Consider the following 19365-nt stretch of genomic DNA (forward strand, 5'->3'; position numbering starts at 1 on the left):
GCGGCAGGGCGTCCCAGTCCAGCACCACCTCGGTATGCAGCGGGGAACGCTTGCGCTCCCAGAACCGGCGGCCGCGGGCCCGATGCGGCCGGTCGTAGTAGGTCAGGGTGCCGGTGAAGCGCGATTCGATGCCGCTACCGATCTCGGCACGGTCGAGCGCGGAATCCCACACCATGCGCCACTCCTGGCCAGGCGCGAGTACGGGCAGCCCGCGGGGGAGCCGCAATTCGACGACATCGGCGTAGCCGTCGGTGGCGTTCTCGTATTCGGCCACGGTGGGGGGATTGGTAAAGGAGAACCCGATGTCGTAGGCCGCGGTGCGTCCGAAGTTGCGGACCACGAGTTCGATCACGTGCCAGTCGGCCGAATGCGGCTCCATGAACATCGCGACCTGCGGGCGCGTCTGCTCCGCGGCCGCCCGGCGGTTCCGGTTGATCTGCCTGTTGGTGAAGACCAGCGTGACGATTGCCAGGACGATTGCCGCCCACGCCGCCCACGCTATCCAGGTGTCGGACCCGACGTGCGTGACATCATGCCAGCTGTCCTGGATCCAACCCATGGAATCCACCCTCCGCTTATATCACAGGGGCGGTCGCGTCGCCGCATGGTGATGATGGGCGATGCGGCCTCAGCCGCCCATCAGCATCCGCCATTGATCGAGGTTTGCTGCCCGATACACATAGTTGGAACGCTTGACCTCCGCGAGCGGCGCGCTGGGCTCCGCCGAATACCAGTGGCCCGGGAACACGGTCGGGTCACCGGGCAGGGTCGCGAGCCGCTGCAGGCTGCGGTACATCTCGTCGGAGTCCCCGCCGGGGAAGTCGGTGCGCCCGCAGCCCTCCAAGAAGAGCGTGTCGCCGGCGACGAGGCGGCCATCGAGCAGAAAGCACTGGCTGCCCGGCGTGTGGCCCGGGGTATGCAGCAACTCGATCTCGATGTCGCCGATGCTGACCTTGTCATGATCCTCGTGCGAGGTCAGGTCACTAAGACTTATTCCGGTGACTCGCGAAACCCACTGTGCCTCATGGGTGTTGACGTGTACCGGCACAGGTGCCCGGTCCAGCAGTTCGGCCAGGCCCGGCAGGGCGAACCCCATCATGGACCCACCCACGTGGTCGGGGTGGTGGTGGGTCACCAGCACGCCGGACAGGTGCATGCCGTCGGCCTCGAGTGCGTCGAGCAGATCGCCGGCGGCATAGGCCGGGTCGACGACCACGCAGTCACCGGTTTGCCGGTCGCCGATCAGGTAGGCGAAGTTGCGCATTTGCGTCGCGAACATGTCGCCGGCGGCGAAGTCGCGACCGGAGAGCAGTTGTCGGAAGTACAGCCGGTCCTCTGGCACGAGACCAGAGTAGGACCCCGACCGCGACGCGCCGCCGACACCGGCGTATCGGACCCGATTCGGGCGGTGCCTCGTGGGTATTGTTGGCGCATGAGGAAGAAGGTCGAAATCGAGGTCGACGCCGATCTGATCGATGAGGCGATCCGCCGCTTCCATCTCCTCGACGCGCGCGAAGCCATCAACCTCGCGTTGCGGACATTGCTCAGCGACGGCGACTTTGTCGAGCAGGACGACGAGTACGACGAGTTCAGCGACCTCAGTGCCTGGCAATCTCAGCGCAACGGCGGGAGCGGCTGATGTTTGCCGCGGCTTTGTCGATTGCCGGGTAACTTGCACGATTACGAACGCTGGCGCGGGCCTGCGCTTGCGCTACCCGTGGTTTGGTTCCGCTACAGGCCAGGCTGTACCCTCTTTTAGGCCCGCGCGGAGGAGATCGCTGCGGGTGAACGGCCCCCTTAGCTCAGTCGGTAGAGCGTTTCCATGGTAAGGAAAAGGTCAACGGTTCGATTCCGTTAGGGGGCTCGGCGGACGCCGAGCAGGCGTGGGCGGCCCCGACCCCGAAGGGGTGCCAGAGGCGATGTAGCTCAGTCGGTTAGAGCGAACGACTCATAATCGTTAGGTCGCCGGTTCGAGTCCGGCCATCGCTACAACACAACAGCACAGCTTTGTTTTGAGGATTGAGAGAGAACCGTCATGGCTTCCAGTACCGACGTACGCCCGAAGATCACCTTGGCATGCGAGGTGTGCAAGCACCGCAACTACATCACCAAGAAAAACCGCCGGAACGACCCGGACCGACTGGAGCTGAAGAAGTTCTGCCCCAACTGCGGTAAGCACCAGGCGCACCGAGAGACGCGCTAGCGGCTCCCCGCGGCGTTTACTCCGATTGACTAGGTAGTTTAAGAACCGTGCCGCTAAGTTCCAGCATCGTCGGTATGCACTACCGCTACCCCGATCATTACGAGGTGGAGCGGGAGAAGATCCGCGAATACGCGGTGGCCGTGCAAAACGACGACCCCGCGTTCTTCGAGGAGAAGGCCGCGGCCGAACTGGGCTATAAGGGCTTGGTCGCCCCGCTGACGTTCATCTGCGTGTTCGGCTACCAGGCGCAGACGGCATTTTTCGAGCACGCCAACATCGCCGTCCACGACGCACAGATCGTTCAGGTCGACCAGGTGCTGAAATTCATGGCGCCCATCGTGGCGGGCGACAAGCTGTACTGCGACGTCTACGTGGACTCGGTGCGAGAGTCGCACGGTACCCAGATCATTGTCACCAAGAATGTCGTCACCAACGACGCCGGCGACGTCGTGCAAGAGACCTACACGACCCTGGCGGGCCGTGCCGGTGAGGATGGAAAAGAGGGATTTACTGATGCCACTGCGTGAGTTCAGCTCCGTGAAGGTGGGTGACCAACTTCCTGAGAAGATCTACCCGCTGACCCGACAAGATCTGGTGAATTACGCGGGCGTCTCTGGCGACCTCAACCCGATTCACTGGGACGACGAGATCGCCAAGGTCGTCGGCCTGGACACCGCGATCGCGCACGGCATGCTGACCATGGGCATCGGCGGGGGTTACGTCACCGCCTGGATCGGCGACCCGGGCGCCGTCACCGAATACAACGTGCGGTTCACCGCCGTGGTGCCCGTGCCCAACGACGGCAAGGGCGCCGAGCTGGTCTTCAACGGCCGGGTGAAGTCCGCCGATCCCGAGACCAAGTCCGTGACTATCGCGCTCACCGCCACCACCGGCGGCAAGAAGATCTTCGGCAGGGCGATCGCGTCCGCGACTCTGGCATAGCTCATGGCGCTCAAGACAGATATCCGCGGCATGATCTGGCGGTATGCGGATTCCTTTGTTGTGGGCCGTGAACAAGTCCGCCAGTTTGCGCAATCCATCAAGAACGACCACCCGGCCCACTACAGGGAGGACGCGGCCGTCGAACTCGGCCACAGCGCGATCGTCGCGCCGCTGACCTTCGCGACGATCTTGGCCAAGCTGGTCCAGCTGGACTTCTTCCGGCACGTCGACATCGGCATGGAAACCCTGGTGATCGTCCAGGTCGACCAGCGCTTCGTGTTCGCCAAGCCGATCAAGGCCGGCGACAGGCTGTGGGCCCGGATGGAGATCCACTCGGTGGACGAGCGCTTCGGCGCCGACATCGTCGTCACCAAGAACATCTGCACCAACGACCAGGGTGAGCTGGTCTTGGAGGCCTACACCACGCTGATGAGCCAGTACGCCGAACAGTCCGAAAACCTGCGCTGGGACCCGGAGTCCGGCCAGGTTGTCAGGACAGCGTAATTAGTATCTGACTCGCGCACCGTTGTACACTCGGTCCTCGGGGTTTTCCCAGCATCAGCGCGCTTTCCGTGAGTCGAGCAATCGGAGGGCGCGCGTGTCATGTAAGCCCCGGTAGGTAAGCGCAGGTTGGCCTGCCAACCGCGAAGGGGCGTAGCTCAACTGGCAGAGCAGCGGTCTCCAAAACCGCAGGTTGCAGGTTCAAGTCCTGTCGCCCCTGCTAATGGCGAACGTCCTGGCATGGTGGACACTGGAAGACGGTTCCCACCACAGGCGGGATGTTCGCGAAGTACGAGCAAACAAAGGAGCATGCGGTGAGCGACGAAGGCGACGTTGCCAACGACGCCGCAAGCGACGGCACTGACGAAGAGGACGGCCGCGCGAGCGCCGGTCGGACGGCGGTGGTGACGCGGCCGCAGCGCCCGACGGGCAAGCGGTCCCGGCAGCGAGTGGTCGAGGCCGGCGAAGACGCCGAGTCACCGGACGATGCCGAGGTCTTGACGCCGGATAAGGCCAAAAAGGGCGCCAAAGCCAAGAAGGCCGCAAGGCCCAAAAAGGCCGGGGACCATCGGGTCAACCCGTTGGTGTTCGTCTACAACTACCTCAAGCAGGTCGTTGCGGAGATGCGGAAGGTCATCTGGCCCAACCGCAAGCAGATGCTCACCTACACCTCCGTTGTGCTGGCATTCCTGGCCTTCATGGTGGCGCTGGTCGGCCTGGCGGATTTCGGCCTGACCAAGCTGGTGCTGTTGGTGTTCGGCTGAGCGAGCGACGCCGCTTTTGAATGTGGCGCCGCTTTTGAATGTGACAGAGAGGACTCAAACCGTGACTACCTTCGACGGTGACCCGTCCGCGGGTGAAGCGGTCGACGTGGACGAAACCGCGCAGGCGCAGGCCACGGACACCTCCGCGGCCGCTGAGGTCACCGAGGTGACCGCGGTCGACGCCACCAACGAGACGGCCGAGGCCGCCGCGGCGCCCGACGAGCCGGCCGAAGAGGCCGATCCGGCCGCCGCGCTCAAGGCGGAACTGCGCAGCAAGCCCGGCGACTGGTATGTCATCCACTCCTACGCGGGATACGAGAACAAGGTCAAAGCCAACCTCGAAACCCGTGTGCAGAACCTCGATGTCGGTGACTACATCTTCCAGGTGGAGGTGCCCACCGAAGAGGTCACCGAGATCAAGAACGGCCAGCGCAAGCAGGTCAACCGCAAGGTGCTCCCCGGCTACATCCTGGTCCGCATGGACCTGACCGACGACTCGTGGGCCGCGGTCCGCAACACACCCGGCGTCACCGGGTTCGTCGGGGCGACCTCGCGCCCGTCGGCGCTGACGCTCGACGACGTGGTCAAGTTCCTGCTGCCGCGCGGCGCGACGAAGAAGGCCGCCAAGGGGGCGGCCACCACGGCCGCCGCCGCGGAGGTGGGCGGGCTGGAACGTCCGGCCATCGAGGTCGACTACGAGGTCGGCGAATCGGTGACCGTCATGGACGGGCCGTTCGCGACGCTGCCGGCCACGATCAGCGAGGTCAACGGCGAACAGCAGAAGCTCAAGGTGCTGGTGTCGATCTTCGGCCGGGAAACCCCGGTCGAACTGACCTTCAGCCAAGTCTCCAAGCTCTGAACCGGCGCATACGCCCGGCGTAAACCAGGAAGGAACAACACAATCTCATGGCCCCGAAGAAGAAAGTCGTCGGGCTGATCAAGCTTCAGATCCAGGCGGGGCAGGCCAACCCGGCGCCGCCGGTCGGGCCCGCGCTCGGTCAGCACGGCGTCAACATCATGGAGTTCTGCAAGGCATACAACGCTGCCACGGAGAACCAGCGTGGCAACGTCATCCCCGTGGAGATCACGGTCTATGAGGACCGCAGCTTCACCTTCGCGCTCAAGACCCCGCCCGCCGCCAAGCTGCTGCTCAAGGCGGCCGGCGTGGGCAAGGGATCGGCCGAGCCGCACAAGACCAAGGTCGCCAAGGTCAGCTGGGATCAGGTCAAGGAGATCGCCGAGACCAAGAAGGCCGACCTGAACGCCAACGACATCGACGCAGCCGCCAAGATCATCGCCGGCACCGCCCGGTCGATGGGTATCACCGTCGAGTAATACCCGCATCACAACCGTGGGAGGGCCAGCTTCGGCCCGCTTTCCAACCACGACCCAACACAGATTGGATCAGCAAGTGAGCAAGAACAGCAAGGCATACCGGGCCGCCGCCGAGAAGGTGGACCGCGACAACCTCTACACCCCGCTGGAAGCGGCCAAGCTTGCCAAGGAAACGTCGTCGAGCAAGCAGGACTCGACCGTCGAGGTGGCGATCCGGCTGGGCGTCGACCCGCGCAAGGCCGACCAGATGGTCCGGGGCACGGTCAACCTCCCGCACGGCACTGGCAAGACCGCCCGCGTCGCGGTGTTCGCCGTGGGCGATAAGGCCGAGCAGGCTCAGGCCGCCGGCGCCGACATCGTGGGCAGCGATGACCTGATCGAGAAGATCCAGGGCGGCTGGCTGGAATTCGATGCCGCGATCGCCACCCCGGACCAGATGGCCAAGGTGGGTCGCATCGCCCGCGTGCTCGGTCCCCGCGGCCTGATGCCGAACCCCAAGACGGGCACCGTGACCCCCGACGTCGCCAAGGCGGTCGCCGATATCAAGGGCGGCAAGATCAACTTCCGCATCGACAAGCAGGCCAACCTGCACTTCGTGATCGGCAAGGCCTCGTTCGACGAGAAGGCCCTGGCCGAGAACTACGGCGCCGCGCTGGACGAGGTGCTGCGGCTCAAGCCGTCCGCCTCCAAGGGCCGCTACCTGCGCAAGATCGTGGTCTCGACGACGACCGGGCCGGGCATCCCGGTGGACCCGGCCGTCACCCGCAACTTCACCGAGGGCTGAGCCCGCCAGTCGTGGAGGGCGGGGGCTAACCCCCGCACTCGGCGATGCGCCGCCGCAGAAACGCGCGGCCGGGGTCAGATCCATTGGACTGCAACGCCACTCGATACCAGGTGAGCGCGGCGGCGGGTCTGCCTGCGCGCCGCAACAGGTCGGCGCGCACGGGCGCGACGAGATTGGCCCGGGTCAGCCGCGGATCGTCTGCCACCTTGTCCAGGGCGGCCAGGCCGGCATCGGGCCCGTCGCGAAATCCGATGGCCAGCGCCCGGTTCGCCGCCACCACCGGGGAGCCGGTCAGCCCGAGCAGGCGGTCGTAAGCGGCGCAGATGGCCACCCAGTCCGTCTCCTGGAAGGACGGTGCCGTGGCATGCACCGCGGCGATCACGGCCTGGAGCAGGTAGGCGCCCGTCGAACCCTGGGCCTGCCGCAACCGATCGAGCCCGCGCGAAATGCGCCCACGATCCCATCGGCGCCGGTTCTGGTCCTCGAGCGGCACCAGCATCCCGGTATCGTCCACCCGGGTCGCGCGCCGCGAATCATGCAGCAGCATCAGGGCGGACAGCGCGTGCGCCTCCGGGTCGCCGGGCAGCAGCGCGCACAACTCCGCGCCCAGCCGGATGCCTTCGTCGCACAGATCATCCCGGATGGCCGACGGACCCGCCGTCGACCAGTAGCCCTCGGTGAACACCGAGTAGACGCAAGCGAACACGTGCGGCGTGCGCTCGGGCAGCAACTCGGCGGGCGGCACCCGCAGCGGAATGTTGGCGTGCCGAACCTTGTGCTTGGCGCGGGTGATTCGCTGACCGATGGCCGCTTCGCTCTGTAGCAGCGCGCGGGCGATCTCGCCGACGGTCAAGCCGGACACCAGCCGCAGTGTGAGCGCCAGCTGCGACGATCGGTCCAGCGCCGGGTGCGCACAGGTGAACATCATCCGCAGCTCGTCGTCGCGAACCGGATGCGGGTCGGTGTGATCGGTGCGCGCCCGGATGTCGTCCAGCACAGCCGCCAATTCCTTTCCGGGACGCACGGTTTCGCGGCGCAGCCGATCGCGGGCCCGGTTACGGCCCACGGTCACCAGCCAGCCGCCCGGGTTGGTGGGCACTCCGTCGCGCGGCCAGGTGCGCAGCGCTTCGGCGCAGGCTTCCTGGACGGCGTCCTCGGCGACGGTCAGATCGCCGGACCACCGCGCGAGCGCGGCGACGGCGGGTCCCCATTCCCGGCGGAAGACGCCGTCCAGGTTCACCATGGGCTACAGGCCCGAGACTCCAGCCAGTTGCCGAACCTGCACCGTCGAGGCGGGGATCATCGATGCGATCTTGACGGCCTCGTCGCGGTCGGCTGCGCCCAGTAGGTAGATGCCCGTAGCGATTTCGGCGCCCTCCACGTATGGCCCATCGGTGATCAGAACCTCGCCGTCGCGCACCCGCACGGTCGTCGCCGTCGACCGGTCGTGCAGCGCGGCACCACCGATGATGTGATCGCCCGCGGCCGCGTGGAGATCGGCGTGCTTGGCCGCCACCGCCTCCCACTCCGGCGTGCCGGGTGTGTGTGCGGATTCGGCCGGTTCAAGCAGCAGCGCGAGCCAGTCGTTGCCGGTCAGCTTGCGCGACGTCTCGATGGAATGGACGGTAGGCCACACTTCCACCGCCCCGAACGCGGCGAGCGGGATATCGCGCGCCAATGCCAGCGCCTCGTCCAGGTTTTCCGCTTCGAACACGTAATAGCCGCAGGCCACCTCGGCGGCTTCGGCGAAGGGCCCATCGGTGACCACCGGCGCATCCGGGCCGCCGGTGATGACCACAGCTGCGGCAGCTGGAGCCAGGGCATCTCCGGATTTGATCGCCGAGCCGGCTTTGGCGTGGAAGTTCTCCCATTCCGCCATCGCGGCGGCTGCGTCGTCGGGTGTGCGGTCTTGCTCTTGACTAATCAGCAGCGCGAAGTACTGCATGTTCGTCACCTCCGGTTGTGAGCGAAGCCTCGTGCTCCACTCTCTACCTACTCGACGAACGGCGCAGCGCCAATCCGACAGCCGCCAATAATCAGGCGGCTGCGCCCGGCTTGAGGTAGGTCACCAGGCTGACGTCGAGCATCTCCTCGGCGAAGTAGTGCTCGCAGCCGCGCAGATACTTGATGTAGCGGTTGTAGACCTCTTCGGAGGTGACCTCGATGGCCTTGTCCCGGTTCGACTCGAGCGTGTCGCCCCAGATGTGCAGCGTCTTGATGTAGTGCGGGCGCAATGAAAGCGGTTCGGGCACAACAAATCCCGCCTTCTCACCGTGGTCGACCATCATCTGGGTGGACGGCAGCCGGCCGCCCGGGAAGATCTCGGTGACGATGAACTTGATGAACCGCGCGGTCTCGAAGCTCAGCTTCTTGCCGCGGGCCGCCAGGTCGTACGGGTGGTAGCTGACGCTGCTCTGAACGGTCATCCGGCCGTCCTCAGGCATGATGTCGAAGGTCCGCTTGAAGAAGTCGTCGTAGTTCTCGTGGCCGAAGTGCTCGAAGGCCTCGATCGACACGATGCGGTCGACGGGCTCGTTGAAGTCTTCCCAGTTCTGCAGCCGAACCTGGCGAGAGCGTTCGCTGTCGAGGGAACCGAGCAACGCCTGAGCGCGGGCGTGCTGGTTCTTGGACAGCGTCAGGCCGATGACGTTGACGTCGAACCGCTCGACGGCGCGCTTCATGGTGGTGCCCCACCCGCAGCCGATGTCCAGCAGAGTCATGCCCGGCTTGAGGTCCAATTTGTCCAGGTTGAGGTCGATCTTGGCGTACTGGGCCTCTTCCAGGCTCATGTCGTCGCGCTCGAAATAGGCGCAGCTGTAGATCCGGGACGGGTCCTGGAACAGGCCGAAGAAATCGTCGGAGACGTCGTAATGCGCCTGGATGTCCTCCGAACGCGTCCGCGTCTTCGTCGGGCTAGTCGGTTGCTCAGCCATTTTCGTCCTGTTCTCCTCAGAGGAGGTTCACTTCCTGCGATCCGCGCACGCACCGAAAGGGTCGCGCGTGACCTGCAACGATACCCAACAGCGAGACGTGAATCCGAAAGGGTGTAAGTGCGCGTCGCGGTCCCGACCGCCGAGCTGAAGTCTACTTTCCGGGGTGGACTGATTCACGCCGACCCAGTGTGCCGGGGTGTGTCGGCGCAGCCGGCCGGGCTTTACTTGGTGAGCGTGTACTGCGCCACGTTGGAGATGCCTTTGCGGAACAGGTTCGCGCAGCCGGTCAGATACCGCATGAAGCGGTCGTAGACCTCTTCGGACTGGATGGCGATGGCCCGTTCGCGGTTGGCCGCAAGATTGGCCGCCCACATGTCGAGCGTGCGCGCGTAATGCGGCTGCAGATATTGGGTGTGCTCGAGCGAGAATCCGCTGGCTCGGGAATTGTCGATGATGTCGGGTTCGCCGCACATGTTCCCGCCGGGGAAGATTTCCTTGCCGAGGAAGCGCAGGAATCGCAGATCCGACATGGTGATCGTGATGCCGTGCTCGTGCCAGTAGTTCTGCGGATGCGTGAAAATGCTGTGCATCAACATTCGGCTGCCTTCGGGAAGGGTCTTATAAGCCCAATCCCAGAACGCGGGCCAGCGTTCTTTTTTGAAGGCGTCGAAGGCCTCGAAGCTGACGATTCGATCGACTTGCTCGTCGAATTCCTCCCAGCCCTGCAACCGGGCCTCGGCGCGCCGCGACGTCGGGACCGCCGCGAGCCGTGCTTTGGTGCGGGCGTAGTGATTGCGGCTCAGCGTGATGCCAATGACATTCACGTCGTACTTCTCCACCGCCCGGACCACGGCCCCACCCCAGCCGCAACCGACGTCGAGCACCGTCATTCCCGGCTCGAGTTTCATCTTGTCCAGCGCCAGATCGATCTTGGCGAGCTGCGCCTCTTCCAGGGTCATGTCGTCGTTCTTGAAGTAGGCGCAGGTGTACACCATGTTCGGGTCCAGGAACAGCGCGAAGAAGTCGTCCGAAATGTCGTAGGTTGCCTGCGACTCTTCGTAATACGGCCTCAGCTTGGCCATTTGAGACACCCACCCTTCTGTGCCAACCGTACAACTCTGCGACCCGGACCGAAAATCACGGAGATGCGTTTCTATCAAATGTATTTAGCTAGCGCGCCGCATTGAAGTTTTTCGCCAGCACGCCGATCACCTGATCCCACAACTGCTGTGGAAGATCATGACCCATCCCGTCGAAGGTCACCAATCGGGCCCCATCGATCGCCCGTGCCACCGCGCGCCCCCCGAACGGGCGCATCAGCTTGTCGGCCCGGCCGTGGATAACCACGGTGGGTGCGGTGGTCCGGCGGTTGTAGCGGCGTAGGCTGCCGCTGCCCAGGACGGCATCGAAATGCCGGGCGACGCCCCACGGGTAGTAGCTGCGTTCGTAGCTTTCGATGGCCTCCGTCCGAAGCTGTTCGTCGGGAGCCAGGTATCGCCTGCTGCCGATGATCTTGCTCACGCGGACGGCATTGTCGATGATCACGTCGCGCGGCGAGCTCGGCGCCGGTCCCTTGATGAGCGCCAGCAATTGGCGGGGTCCGGGCGGCGGCAGGAACGCCGAATTGTTGCTGGAGAAGATGACTCCGAGCGTTTTGGTCCGCTCCGGGAATCGCCCGGCGAAAATCTGGGCGATCATGCCGCCCATCGAAGCGCCCACGATGTGCGCCTGTTGGATGCCCAAATGATCGAGCACGGCGGCGGCGTCGTCGGCCATGTCCTCGAGCTTGTACGGCGCTTCGCTCCCCAGACCCAGAAAGGAGCGGACCATCCGCGTCACCAGCGGCTGACCCGAGCTGCGGTGCTGGGTCTTGGTCGACAGGCCGACGTCGCGGTTGTCGTACCGGATGACGCGAAGCCCGCGACCGACCAGCTGCTCGCAGAAGGCGGTCCGCCACAGCAGCAGTTGGGCGCCCAGCCCCATGATCAGCAGCACGGGCGGGTCGTCGAGGTCGCCCATGTCCTCGTAGTACAGCTTCAAGTCGCCGTTGGGATCAAAGACCGTGGCGTTCCCGGTGCGGACCTCCATCAGACTTCGACGTCGGAGGAGTGCTCGCGGCTGACTTCGACCATGAAGTTCGCGAAATAGCCTGTCAGTTGCGGATCCGACATCATCTGCCACCTGGGCGCCAGCAGCTTCATGTACCGCTCGACGTAGAGGAACTGCTTGCCGATCAGAACGAGTTCGCGGGGGAGTTTGACGTCGTAGGCGTCGGCCAGCGCCGACAACTGCCGGCCGATGTCGGCATAGGACATGTCGCCCAGCGTCTGCATGGTCAGCGGGGTCGCGAACTTTTCCAGGTCTTTGGCGGCCTCGGCCTCGGGCTTCATGGTGCCGACGGCGCCCATCAGCACCACGATCTTGCCGGCGGCCGCGTGGTCCTTCTTGACCAGCAGTGCGTACACCAGCTCGCGCAGCAGCCAGCGGGTGCGGGGATCGATGCGACCCATGATGCCGAAATCGAAGAAGACGATGCGGCCCGCCTCGTCGACGTAGAGGTTGCCTGCGTGCAGGTCGCCGTGGAACAGCCCGTGCCGCAGCCCGCCCTCGAACAGCGAGAACAGCAGCGCCTTGACCAGCTCGACACCGTCGAACCCGGCCTTGCGGATCGCCGCGACGTCGTCGATGCGGATGCCCTGCACCCGCTCCATGGTCAGCACCCGGTCGCTGGTGAAGTCCCAGAACACCTGCGGCACCCGGATGTTGCGGCCCAGCGGGGAGGCGTGCAGGTGTGACACCCAGGCCTCCATGGACTGGGCCTCGAGCCGGAAGTTCAACTCCTCGGCCAGGTTGTCGGAGAAGTCGGCGACCACGTCTTGAGCCGAGAGCCGACGGCCCAGCTTGGCCAGCTCGACGGCCTGGGCGAAACGCTTGAGGATCTGCAGGTCGGCGGCGACCCGGCGCCGGATGCCCGGACGCTGGATCTTGACGACCACCTCCTCGCCGGTGTGCAGCGTGGCGTAGTGCACCTGCGCGATGGACGCCGACGCGAACGGCGTCTCGTCCCATTTGGCGAACAACTCCGAGGGGTCACCCCCGAGGTCTTCGACGATGAGCTTGTGCACTTCGTCGGAGTCGGCCGGCGGCACCCGGTCGAGCAGGCCGCGGAACTCGCGGGACAACGACTCGCCGAACGCCCCCGGACTGGATGCGATGATCTGCCCGAACTTGACGTACGTCGGTCCCAGGTCGGCGAAGGTCTGCGGGAGCTGCTTGATCACCTTCTGCTGCCACGAACCCCTGCCCGGCAGCTTGGTGAGGATGCGAGCGCCGGTGCGGGTGACCTGCCAACCGGTCACGGCTACCCGGGCCGCTTCGACCGGCAACGGCACCCGGTCGAGCTTGGCCCCCTTATGTTTGGTAGAGCTCATCAGTGCAGTGTGCCAAACCCGCACGGATGAGTCCCAATCCGCTAACTCGGGCGCCCACCGGTTTTCCCGCTTTTCCAGGGCTGCACCCAGCCCTCGACCGCCCAGCCCTCCCGCGCGGCGATCAGCTCGTACATGGTGGCGCCGTCGATGGTCTCCCGGATGATGTCGGCGTGCCCGGCATGCCGGGCCAGCTCATTGATGACGTGCAGGATCACCCAGCGCACCGACCAGGCCCGCTGATCCTTGGGGAACCACGGGATGTCATGCGGAACCGGCACCGCGGCGTCCAGGTCGGCGGTCTCAACCAGCCGCAGCGACGTCGCGTTTTGCGCCTCGAACGCGCCCAGCAGCCCGACCAGTGTCTCGTCGGGCCGCATCACATGCTGATCGGCGAACTCCGCGGCGATCTCCTCGAACGGGCGGGGATCTTTCGGCGGCGCGCCCGGCGCGGCGGACACGCGCGCCATCCAGCTGCGTTGCATTCCGGTGGCGTGCTTGACCAGCCCGCCGATCGACAGAGCGCTGACCGAGGGCGCGGACCGGGCCTGGTCGTCGGTGAGGCCATGGCTCACCGCGAAATACGCGCTCTGGTGATACGCCAGGAATTCGCGCAGGGCGCCGCGTTCGTCGGACACCGGCGGGGCGAGGGCGGGCACCCTCGGATGTTAGCTCGATCCTCAGTGTCGCCCCGCCGTAAGGTGCGGGGATGCAGGTGGTTTCGGCATGCGGCTGACCAACGCCGAGTCGACCGAGCTCTTCGTCGGCGCACCGGACGCGCCGCTGCAGCTGGTCCGCGTCACCGTTTCCGGGTGTGCGAAGCCCACGCCGGTCCGCGTCGAGGGCCGCGGCCTGCTCGGGCGGGCGACCGCCGAGCCGGGGCGTGAGGTGGTCGAGGTCGCGGTAAGGGTGCGCAAGGCCGTTACCGGTCAGCGCCGGGCCGCGCGGGCGCACGCGGGTGGTCAGCGGCTGGCGTTCGAGTTCACCGTGGCCGAACCGGGCTGGACCATGTTCATGGTCAGTCACTTCCACTACGACCCGGTGTGGTGGAACACCCAGGGCGCCTATACCAGCGAATGGACCGAGGACCCGCCGGGGCGAGCACGCCAGCAGAACGGCTTCGAGCTGGTGCATGCGCATCTGGAGATGGCGCGGCGTGACCCCGAGTACAAGTTCGTCCTGGCCGAGGTCGACTACCTCAAGCCGTACTGGGACACCCGGCCCGAAGACCGGGCCGATCTCCGCCGGTTCATCGAGCAGGGCCGCGTCGAGGTGATGGGCGGCACCTACAACGAACCCAACACCAACCTCACCAGCCCCGAGACGACGATTCGAAATCTGGTGCACGGCATGGGCTTTCAGCGCCACGTCGTGGGAGCGAATCCGGCCACCGCGTGGCAGCTGGACGTGTTCGGCCACGATCCGCAGTTCCCCGGGATGGCCGCCGACGCGGGGCTGACGTCGAGTTCGTGGGCCAGGGGACCGCACCATCAGTGGGGTCCCGCCCACGGTGGCCCCGATTGCGGCCCCGAACCTCGCGGCGTCGAACGGATGCAGTTCTGCAGCGAGTTCGAGTGGATCTCGCCATCGGGCCGCGGCCTGCTCACCCACTACATGCCCGCGCACTACTCGGCGGGCTGGTGGATGGATTCCGCCGCGACGCTCGGCGAGGCCGAGAACGCGACCTACGAACTCTTCGATCAGCTCAAGAAGGTCGCGCTCACGCACAACGTGCTGCTGCCCGTCGGCACCGACTACACCCCGCCGAACAAATGGGTGACCGAGATCCACCGCGACTGGGCCGCCCGCTACACCTGGCCGCGGTTCGTGTGCGCGCTGCCGTGCGAATTCTTCGCGGCGGTGCGTGCCGAACTTGCGCACGGGCGCTGCGCGCCTCGAGAACCATCGCCCCAGACCCGGGACATGAACCCGATCTACACCGGCAAGGACGTGTCCTACATCGACACCAAGCAGGCCAACCGGGCCGCCGAGAACGCCGTGCTGCAGGCCGAGCGCTTCGCGGTGTTCGCGGGGCTGCTGACCGGGTCCCCGTACCCGCAGGCCGCCCTGGCCAAGGCCTGGGTGCAGCTGGTTTACGGCGCACACCATGACGCCATCACCGGCTCTGAATCCGACCAGGTGTACCTCGATCTGCTGACCGGATGGCGCGACGCCTGGGAGCTCGGCCGCGCGACCCGCGACAACTCGCTGGCGTTGCTGTCCGGCGCGATCGAGGGCGACGTGATCGTGTGGAACCCGCTGACTTGCCGGCGCACCGACATCGTCACCGTGCGCCTCGACCCGCCGCTGGGCGCCCGGGTCCGGGTACTCGACTCCGACGGTGTCGAGCTGGCGGCGCACGTCGAGCACGACGGACGCACGGTCAGCTGGCTGGCGCGCGAGGTCCCGTCGCTGGGTTGGCGGGCATACCGGTTGGTGCACGCGACCGAACGGGGTGATCCGGCCGGCTGGGAACCGGTAGCGGGATCGGCGATCGCCAACGAGCACTACCGCGTCGAGGTCGACCCGGCGCGCGGCGGGGGAGTCGCCTCGCTGATCCAGGATGGCCGCGAGCTGATCGCCGGGTCCGCGGTGGGCAACGAGCTGGCCGTCTACGAGGAATATCCGGCGCACCCGAACCAGGGTGAGGGCCCCTGGCACCTGCTGCCCAAGGGCCCGGTGGTGTGCTCGTCCGAGGGCCCCGCGCGGGTGCAGGCCTTCCACGGGCCGCTCGGTCAGCGGGTCGTGGTGCACGGCCGGATCGGCACGCTGCTGCGCTACACCCAAACCCTGACCCTGTGGCACGGCGTCGCACGGGTGGACTGCCGCACCACGATCGACGAGTTCAGCGGCGCCGATCAGTTGGTCCGGCTGCGCTGGCCGTGCCCGGTGCCGGGTGCCATGCCGGTCAGCGAGGTGGGCAACGCCGTCGTCGGCCGCGGTTTCGCGCTGCTGCACGATGGCGCCCGCTCGGTGGACGCCGCCGAGCACCTGTGGGCCCTGGACAATCCGGCGTACGGGTGGTTCGGCCTGTCCGCGGCGGCCCGGCTCCGGGTGTCGGGCACCGGCGTGCGGGCGATGTCGGTCGCCGAGGTGGTGTCGCCGACGGAGGCGGCATCCGGGCCGCTGGCCCGCGGGCTGATGGTCGCGCTGGTTCGCGCCGGTGTCACGGCCACCTGCAGCGCCGCGGATAAGCCGCGCTACGGCAACCTCGAGGTCGATTCCAATCTGCCTGACGTGCGCATCGGGCTGGGTGGCCCCGCCCGCAACGCCTTCGTCGCCGCCGTACTGGCCGGCGCTCCGGCGCACGCCGAAGAACTTCAGCGCCAGTTGTCGACGACCGGGCGGGCCCGCGTGTGGGTGCCGGCCGAGACGCCGTTGAATGCGGTGTGGGTGCCCGACGCCGACCTGCGTGCGCCGCGGGCGCTGCCGGTGCTGGTCATCGACGGCCGCGACGAGGACGACCTGCGGGCCGCGATCGCGGGCGTCGCCGACGACCTCGGCGACGCCGAGATCACCGTGACGCAGCAAGCGCCCTCGGAAACCGGCGTATTCGAAGACCGCACCGTCGCCCTACTCAACCGCGGGGTGCCCAGCTTCGCCGTCGACACCGAGGGCACCCTGCACACCGCGCTGATGCGGTCCTGCACCGGCTGGCCGTCGGGCATCTGGATCGACGACCCCCGCCGCGCCGCGCCGGACGGCTCCGGTTTCCAACTGCAGCACTGGACCCACACATTCGACTACGCGTTTGTCAGCGGGCGGGGTGACTGGCGGCAAGCCGAGATCCCCGCCCGCAGCGCGCAGTTCGCCCAGCCACTGCTCGCCGTCACACCGGGCCGGACTGGGGGAGCGCTGCCGGCGGCGGGGTCGCTGCTGCGCGTCGAACCCGCCGAGTCCGTAGCGCTGGCCGCGCTCAAGGCTGCCGGCAACCCACTGGCCGCGGGCAGCGCGGCGCCGCTGGACCCGCACGCGGTGGCCCTGCGCCTGGTGGAGACCACGGGCGGGGGCACCGACGCGGTCATCGACTCCGACGTCGCGACGGTGAGCGATCTGAGGCGCGCCGATCTGCTGGAGCAGCACCCCGAGCCCGTGTCCTCGATCGAGCTGCACGGCTACCAGGTGGCGACCGTGCTGGCCCGCGTCGACGCGACCCAAGCCGCCCCCGGCGCCCCCGGCCTGGCTCCAGACGCCGAGGCCGCGCAGCCGCTCTACGCGCGGTATTGGCTACACAATCGCGGCCCAGCGCCGCTCGGCGGGCTGCCGGCGGTCGCCCACCTGCATCCGAACCAGGTGACCGCGGAGACCGGCAGCGAGGTGACGTTGCGCCTCACCGCGGCCAGCGACAGCACCGATGCCACGCTGCACGGCACAGTCAGCCTCCGGTGTCCGGACGGCTGGACGGCCACCCCCGCCGGGCTGCCCTTCACCCTGCCCAGCGGCGGCTACCTGCACGCCGACGTCGCGGTATCGGTCCCGGCGCGCGCCGAACCCGGCCTCTACCCGGTCCACGCCGAGCTGCGAATCACCGGCGACGAGGTTCCCGCCGCCTGGCGCCAGCCCGTCGAGGACGTCTGCGTGGTGACCGTGGGTGGGGCGGCCGGTGAGCCGGTCTACCTCGCCGACGGTCCCACCGAGGTCACGCTGGAACCCGGCGAAGCGGGCGCCCTGGCCGTTACGGTCGGCAGCCGCGCCGAGGCCGACCTGACTCTGGAGGCGCACCTGATCAGCCCCTGGGGCACCTGGGAATGGATGGGCCCCGGCGCGCTCGGCGCGGTACTACCCGCCCGCGCCACAGTCGACCTAGGCTTCCAGCTGACACCGCCGGCGTGGCTGGAGCCCGGCCAGTGGTGGGCGCTGGTGCGGATCGGCTGCGCCGGCCGATTGATCTATTCGCCGGCGGTGAAGGTGACGGTGACGGTGACATGAGCGTTCACCAGATAGCGACCGTTGCCGGCGTGCCCGTTTCGCCGGGCGTCCTCGACGCCGCCGAAGCACGGCTGCGCGCCGGACGCGGCGCGGGCGGCCTGCCGGTCAGCGGCACCAGCGAGGGCCGTCAACTGCGGCGCTGGCTGACCCAACTGATCGTCACGCAGCGGCTGGTGGCCGCCGAGGCGGCCGCGCGCGGGCTGAGCGGACGCGGCGCGCCGTCCGAGGCCGAGTTGCTGCCCGACGTGACCGCCCGGCTGGAGATCGGCAGCGTCGCCGCGGCCGCGCTGGCCGATCCGCGCGCCCGTGCGCTGTTCGCCGATGTCACCGCCGCGGTGCGGGTTGCCGGCACCGAGGTCGCCGCCTATCACGCCCGCAACCCACTACGCTTCGCCGCACCGCAACAGGGCGAACACGGCTGGCGCACAACGGCGTCAGCGGCGCCCCCGCTGGACGACGTGCGATCGGCGATCGAAGAGCATCTGCGCGGCGCCGCACGGCGGCGCGCCTTCCGGCTCTGGCTGGACGAGCGCCGCGCCACGCTGGTGGAGCTGGCCCCCGGCTACGAGCATCCCGGCGACCCTCGCCAACCCGACAACACTCACCGGCACTGACCGCAATGCTGCGCCTCTGCCTGGATATCGGCGGCACCAAAATCGCTGTTGCGCTGGTGGATTCCGGTGGAAAGCTGGTGTATACCGCCACCCGCCCCACTCCGATCACTTCCGCCGCCGTCGACGTTTGGGCCGTCGTCGAAGCGATGATCACCGACGCGCTGCAGGCCGCGGACGCCCCGGTCGGCGCCGTCGGGATCGCGTCGGCCGGGCCGATCGATCTGCGCAGCGGAGCCGTCAGTCCGATCAACATACCCAGCTGGGATCGTTTCCCGTTGCGCGACAAGGTCGCCGCGGCGGTGCCCGGATTGCCGGTGGTGCTCGCCGGTGACGGCGTCTGTATGGCCGTGGGCGAGCACTGGATCGGGGCGGGAAAAAACGCGGGCCCTCACACCCGGTTCCTGCTGGGCATGGTGGTCTCCACCGGGGTGGGCGGTGGACTGGTGCTCGACGGCGTCCCCTACTCGGGGCGCACCGGCAACGCCGGTCATGTCGGGCACGTGGTGGTCGAGCTGGACGGCCGGCCCTGCACCTGCGGCGGTCACGGTTGCGTGGAGACCGTCGCGTCCGGGCCCTGGCTGGTGCGAAGGGCCCGCGAGAACGGCTGGTCCGCGCCGCCCGGCGCCGGCGCCCGCGAGCTGGCCACCTCGGCGGCGGCCGGCGACCCGCTGGCCCAGCAGACATTCGACCGGGGCGCCAACGCGCTCGCCGCGATGATCGCCTCGGTCGGCGCGGTGTGCGATCTGGATCTCGTGGTGATCGGGGGAGGCGTCGCCCAAGCCGGGTCGCTGCTCTTCGACCCGCTGCGGGCGAAGCTCACCGAATACGCCGGCCTGGATTTCTTAGTCGGGTTGCGGGTGGTGCCGGGCGCACTCGGCGCTGACGCGGGTCTGATCGGCGCGGCGAGGCTCGCCGGCCTCAGCTGACCCGCT

21 protein-coding genes and 3 tRNA genes are annotated in these 19365 nt (G+C 67.4%); 15 read left to right on the forward strand and 9 right to left on the reverse strand.

Features of this window, described 5'->3' with window-relative positions; translation table 11 throughout:
- Both A5686_RS04125 and A5686_RS04130 read right to left on the reverse strand, forming a co-directional pair.
- A partial coding sequence (locus tag A5686_RS04125; protein WP_067931405.1) for a hypothetical protein occupies positions 1 to 559 on the reverse strand: 559 nt, incomplete at its 3' end.
- Positions 560 to 628: 69 nt separating this feature from the next.
- Positions 629 to 1342 carry an MBL fold metallo-hydrolase gene (locus tag A5686_RS04130; RefSeq protein WP_067931407.1) on the reverse strand — a complete coding sequence of 238 codons (714 nt, stop codon included), beginning with the start codon at positions 1340 to 1342 and terminating at the stop codon, positions 629 to 631.
- A 90-nt stretch (positions 1343 to 1432) separates the two neighbouring features.
- On the opposite strand from A5686_RS04130, the gene A5686_RS04135 reads away from it, so the two are divergent.
- The 12 genes from A5686_RS04135 to rplA all read left to right on the forward strand — a co-directional run bounded on the left by A5686_RS04135 (position 1433) and on the right by rplA (position 6529).
- Entirely contained in the window at positions 1433 to 1639 is a 207-nt protein-coding gene (locus tag A5686_RS04135) for a type II toxin-antitoxin system VapB family antitoxin (RefSeq protein WP_067931409.1), read from the forward strand.
- A 152-nt stretch (positions 1640 to 1791) separates the two neighbouring features.
- Positions 1792 to 1864, forward strand: a tRNA-Thr gene (locus A5686_RS04140).
- 51 nt (positions 1865 to 1915) lie between these two features.
- A tRNA-Met gene (locus A5686_RS04145) sits at positions 1916 to 1989 on the forward strand.
- 46 nt (positions 1990 to 2035) lie between these two features.
- Positions 2036 to 2203 (forward strand): 50S ribosomal protein L33, encoded by a 168-nt coding sequence (gene rpmG / locus A5686_RS04150; protein WP_003898538.1) that lies wholly within the window; start codon positions 2036 to 2038, stop codon positions 2201 to 2203.
- A gap of 47 nt (positions 2204 to 2250) precedes the next feature.
- A complete protein-coding gene (gene hadA / locus A5686_RS04155; protein ID WP_067931411.1) occupies positions 2251 to 2730 on the forward strand; it encodes a (3R)-hydroxyacyl-ACP dehydratase subunit HadA in 480 nt (159 codons plus the stop codon).
- A complete protein-coding gene (gene hadB, locus A5686_RS04160) occupies positions 2717 to 3145 on the forward strand; it encodes a (3R)-hydroxyacyl-ACP dehydratase subunit HadB (protein WP_067931413.1) in 429 nt (142 codons plus the stop codon). The genes hadA and hadB overlap by 14 nt, the downstream gene beginning before the upstream one ends.
- A 3-nt stretch (positions 3146 to 3148) precedes the next feature.
- Positions 3149 to 3649 (forward strand): (3R)-hydroxyacyl-ACP dehydratase subunit HadC, encoded by a 501-nt coding sequence (gene hadC, locus A5686_RS04165; RefSeq protein ID WP_067931415.1) that lies wholly within the window; start codon positions 3149 to 3151, stop codon positions 3647 to 3649.
- A gap of 144 nt (positions 3650 to 3793) precedes the next feature.
- Positions 3794 to 3866 (forward strand) — tRNA-Trp (locus A5686_RS04170).
- 94 nt (positions 3867 to 3960) lie between these two features.
- Entirely contained in the window at positions 3961 to 4410 is a 450-nt protein-coding gene (gene secE / locus A5686_RS04175; protein WP_067931463.1) for a preprotein translocase subunit SecE, read from the forward strand.
- A 61-nt stretch (positions 4411 to 4471) separates the two neighbouring features.
- The gene (nusG, locus tag A5686_RS04180) at positions 4472 to 5269 is read left to right on the forward strand and encodes a transcription termination/antitermination protein NusG (RefSeq protein ID WP_067931417.1); all 798 of its coding nucleotides are present in this window, start codon (positions 4472 to 4474) and stop codon (positions 5267 to 5269) included.
- A gap of 47 nt (positions 5270 to 5316) precedes the next feature.
- The gene (rplK, locus tag A5686_RS04185) at positions 5317 to 5745 is read left to right on the forward strand and encodes a 50S ribosomal protein L11 (protein ID WP_066907205.1); all 429 of its coding nucleotides are present in this window, start codon (positions 5317 to 5319) and stop codon (positions 5743 to 5745) included.
- A 76-nt stretch (positions 5746 to 5821) separates the two neighbouring features.
- Positions 5822 to 6529: a 50S ribosomal protein L1 gene (gene rplA, locus A5686_RS04190; RefSeq protein ID WP_067931419.1), complete on the forward strand. Its 708-nt coding sequence runs from the start codon at positions 5822 to 5824 to the stop codon at positions 6527 to 6529.
- Between the two features lie 25 nt (positions 6530 to 6554).
- Here rplA and A5686_RS04195 read toward each other — a convergent pair whose 3' ends face one another.
- The 7 genes from A5686_RS04195 to A5686_RS04225 form a co-directional block, all read right to left on the reverse strand.
- Positions 6555 to 7772: an RNA polymerase sigma factor gene (locus tag A5686_RS04195; protein WP_067931421.1), complete on the reverse strand. Its 1218-nt coding sequence runs from the start codon at positions 7770 to 7772 to the stop codon at positions 6555 to 6557.
- A 3-nt stretch (positions 7773 to 7775) separates the two neighbouring features.
- Positions 7776 to 8474 (reverse strand): YciI family protein, encoded by a 699-nt coding sequence (locus A5686_RS04200; protein ID WP_067931423.1) that lies wholly within the window; start codon positions 8472 to 8474, stop codon positions 7776 to 7778.
- Between the two features lie 91 nt (positions 8475 to 8565).
- On the reverse strand, positions 8566 to 9462 hold the full coding sequence (mmaA4, locus tag A5686_RS04205) for a hydroxymycolate synthase MmaA4 (RefSeq protein WP_067931425.1): 897 nt from the start codon (positions 9460 to 9462) through the stop codon (positions 8566 to 8568).
- Positions 9463 to 9683: 221 nt separating this feature from the next.
- On the reverse strand, positions 9684 to 10544 hold the full coding sequence (locus A5686_RS04210) for a cyclopropane mycolic acid synthase family methyltransferase (protein WP_067931427.1): 861 nt from the start codon (positions 10542 to 10544) through the stop codon (positions 9684 to 9686).
- Between the two features lie 88 nt (positions 10545 to 10632).
- Positions 10633 to 11550 (reverse strand): alpha/beta fold hydrolase, encoded by a 918-nt coding sequence (locus A5686_RS04215; RefSeq protein ID WP_067931428.1) that lies wholly within the window; start codon positions 11548 to 11550, stop codon positions 10633 to 10635.
- A complete protein-coding gene (locus A5686_RS04220; protein WP_067931430.1) occupies positions 11550 to 12893 on the reverse strand; it encodes an AarF/ABC1/UbiB kinase family protein in 1344 nt (447 codons plus the stop codon). The genes A5686_RS04215 and A5686_RS04220 overlap by 1 nt, the downstream gene beginning before the upstream one ends.
- A gap of 41 nt (positions 12894 to 12934) precedes the next feature.
- Positions 12935 to 13528 carry a DinB family protein gene (locus A5686_RS04225; protein ID WP_067931465.1) on the reverse strand — a complete coding sequence of 198 codons (594 nt, stop codon included), beginning with the start codon at positions 13526 to 13528 and terminating at the stop codon, positions 12935 to 12937.
- A gap of 88 nt (positions 13529 to 13616) precedes the next feature.
- Between A5686_RS04225 and A5686_RS04230 the strand changes: the two genes are divergently transcribed.
- Genes A5686_RS04230 through A5686_RS04240 form a run of 3 tightly spaced genes read left to right on the forward strand, consistent with a single transcriptional unit; the run spans position 13617 to position 19359 of the window.
- Positions 13617 to 17819 carry an NEW3 domain-containing protein gene (locus A5686_RS04230; protein ID WP_067931433.1) on the forward strand — a complete coding sequence of 1401 codons (4203 nt, stop codon included), beginning with the start codon at positions 13617 to 13619 and terminating at the stop codon, positions 17817 to 17819.
- Positions 17816 to 18433 (forward strand): malonyl CoA-ACP transacylase, encoded by a 618-nt coding sequence (locus A5686_RS04235; RefSeq protein ID WP_067931434.1) that lies wholly within the window; start codon positions 17816 to 17818, stop codon positions 18431 to 18433. The genes A5686_RS04230 and A5686_RS04235 overlap by 4 nt, the downstream gene beginning before the upstream one ends.
- Before the next feature lie 5 nt (positions 18434 to 18438).
- A complete protein-coding gene (locus A5686_RS04240) occupies positions 18439 to 19359 on the forward strand; it encodes an ROK family protein (protein WP_067931436.1) in 921 nt (306 codons plus the stop codon).
- Positions 19360 to 19365 lie beyond the last annotated feature (6 nt).

Source organism: Mycobacterium sp. E2479 (assembly GCF_001667925.1).
In the GTDB taxonomy this organism is placed as follows: domain Bacteria; phylum Actinomycetota; class Actinomycetes; order Mycobacteriales; family Mycobacteriaceae; genus Mycobacterium.

Bases quoted from the DNA above. Each gene is read 5' to 3' on its own strand.
- hadC (WP_067931415.1), top strand. From the start codon at position 3,149: ATGGCGCTCAAGACAGATATCCGCGGCATGATCTGGCGGTATGCGGAT.
- A5686_RS04135 (WP_067931409.1), top strand. From the start codon at position 1,433: ATGAGGAAGAAGGTCGAAATCGAGGTCGACGCCGATCTGATCGATGAG.
- rplK (WP_066907205.1), top strand. From the start codon at position 5,317: ATGGCCCCGAAGAAGAAAGTCGTCGGGCTGATCAAGCTTCAGATCCAG.
- hadB (WP_067931413.1), top strand. From the start codon at position 2,717: ATGCCACTGCGTGAGTTCAGCTCCGTGAAGGTGGGTGACCAACTTCCT.
- A5686_RS04200 (WP_067931423.1), bottom strand. From the start codon at position 8,474: ATGCAGTACTTCGCGCTGCTGATTAGTCAAGAGCAAGACCGCACACCC.
- A5686_RS04235 (WP_067931434.1), top strand. From the start codon at position 17,816: ATGAGCGTTCACCAGATAGCGACCGTTGCCGGCGTGCCCGTTTCGCCG.
- A5686_RS04240 (WP_067931436.1), top strand. From the start codon at position 18,439: ATGCTGCGCCTCTGCCTGGATATCGGCGGCACCAAAATCGCTGTTGCG.
- A5686_RS04215 (WP_067931428.1), bottom strand. From the start codon at position 11,550: ATGGAGGTCCGCACCGGGAACGCCACGGTCTTTGATCCCAACGGCGAC.
- A5686_RS04195 (WP_067931421.1), bottom strand. From the start codon at position 7,772: ATGGTGAACCTGGACGGCGTCTTCCGCCGGGAATGGGGACCCGCCGTC.
- mmaA4 (WP_067931425.1), bottom strand. From the start codon at position 9,462: ATGGCTGAGCAACCGACTAGCCCGACGAAGACGCGGACGCGTTCGGAG.
- A5686_RS04230 (WP_067931433.1), top strand. From the start codon at position 13,617: ATGCGGCTGACCAACGCCGAGTCGACCGAGCTCTTCGTCGGCGCACCG.
- A5686_RS04210 (WP_067931427.1), bottom strand. From the start codon at position 10,544: ATGGCCAAGCTGAGGCCGTATTACGAAGAGTCGCAGGCAACCTACGAC.
- A5686_RS04220 (WP_067931430.1), bottom strand. From the start codon at position 12,893: ATGAGCTCTACCAAACATAAGGGGGCCAAGCTCGACCGGGTGCCGTTG.
- rpmG (WP_003898538.1), top strand. From the start codon at position 2,036: ATGGCTTCCAGTACCGACGTACGCCCGAAGATCACCTTGGCATGCGAG.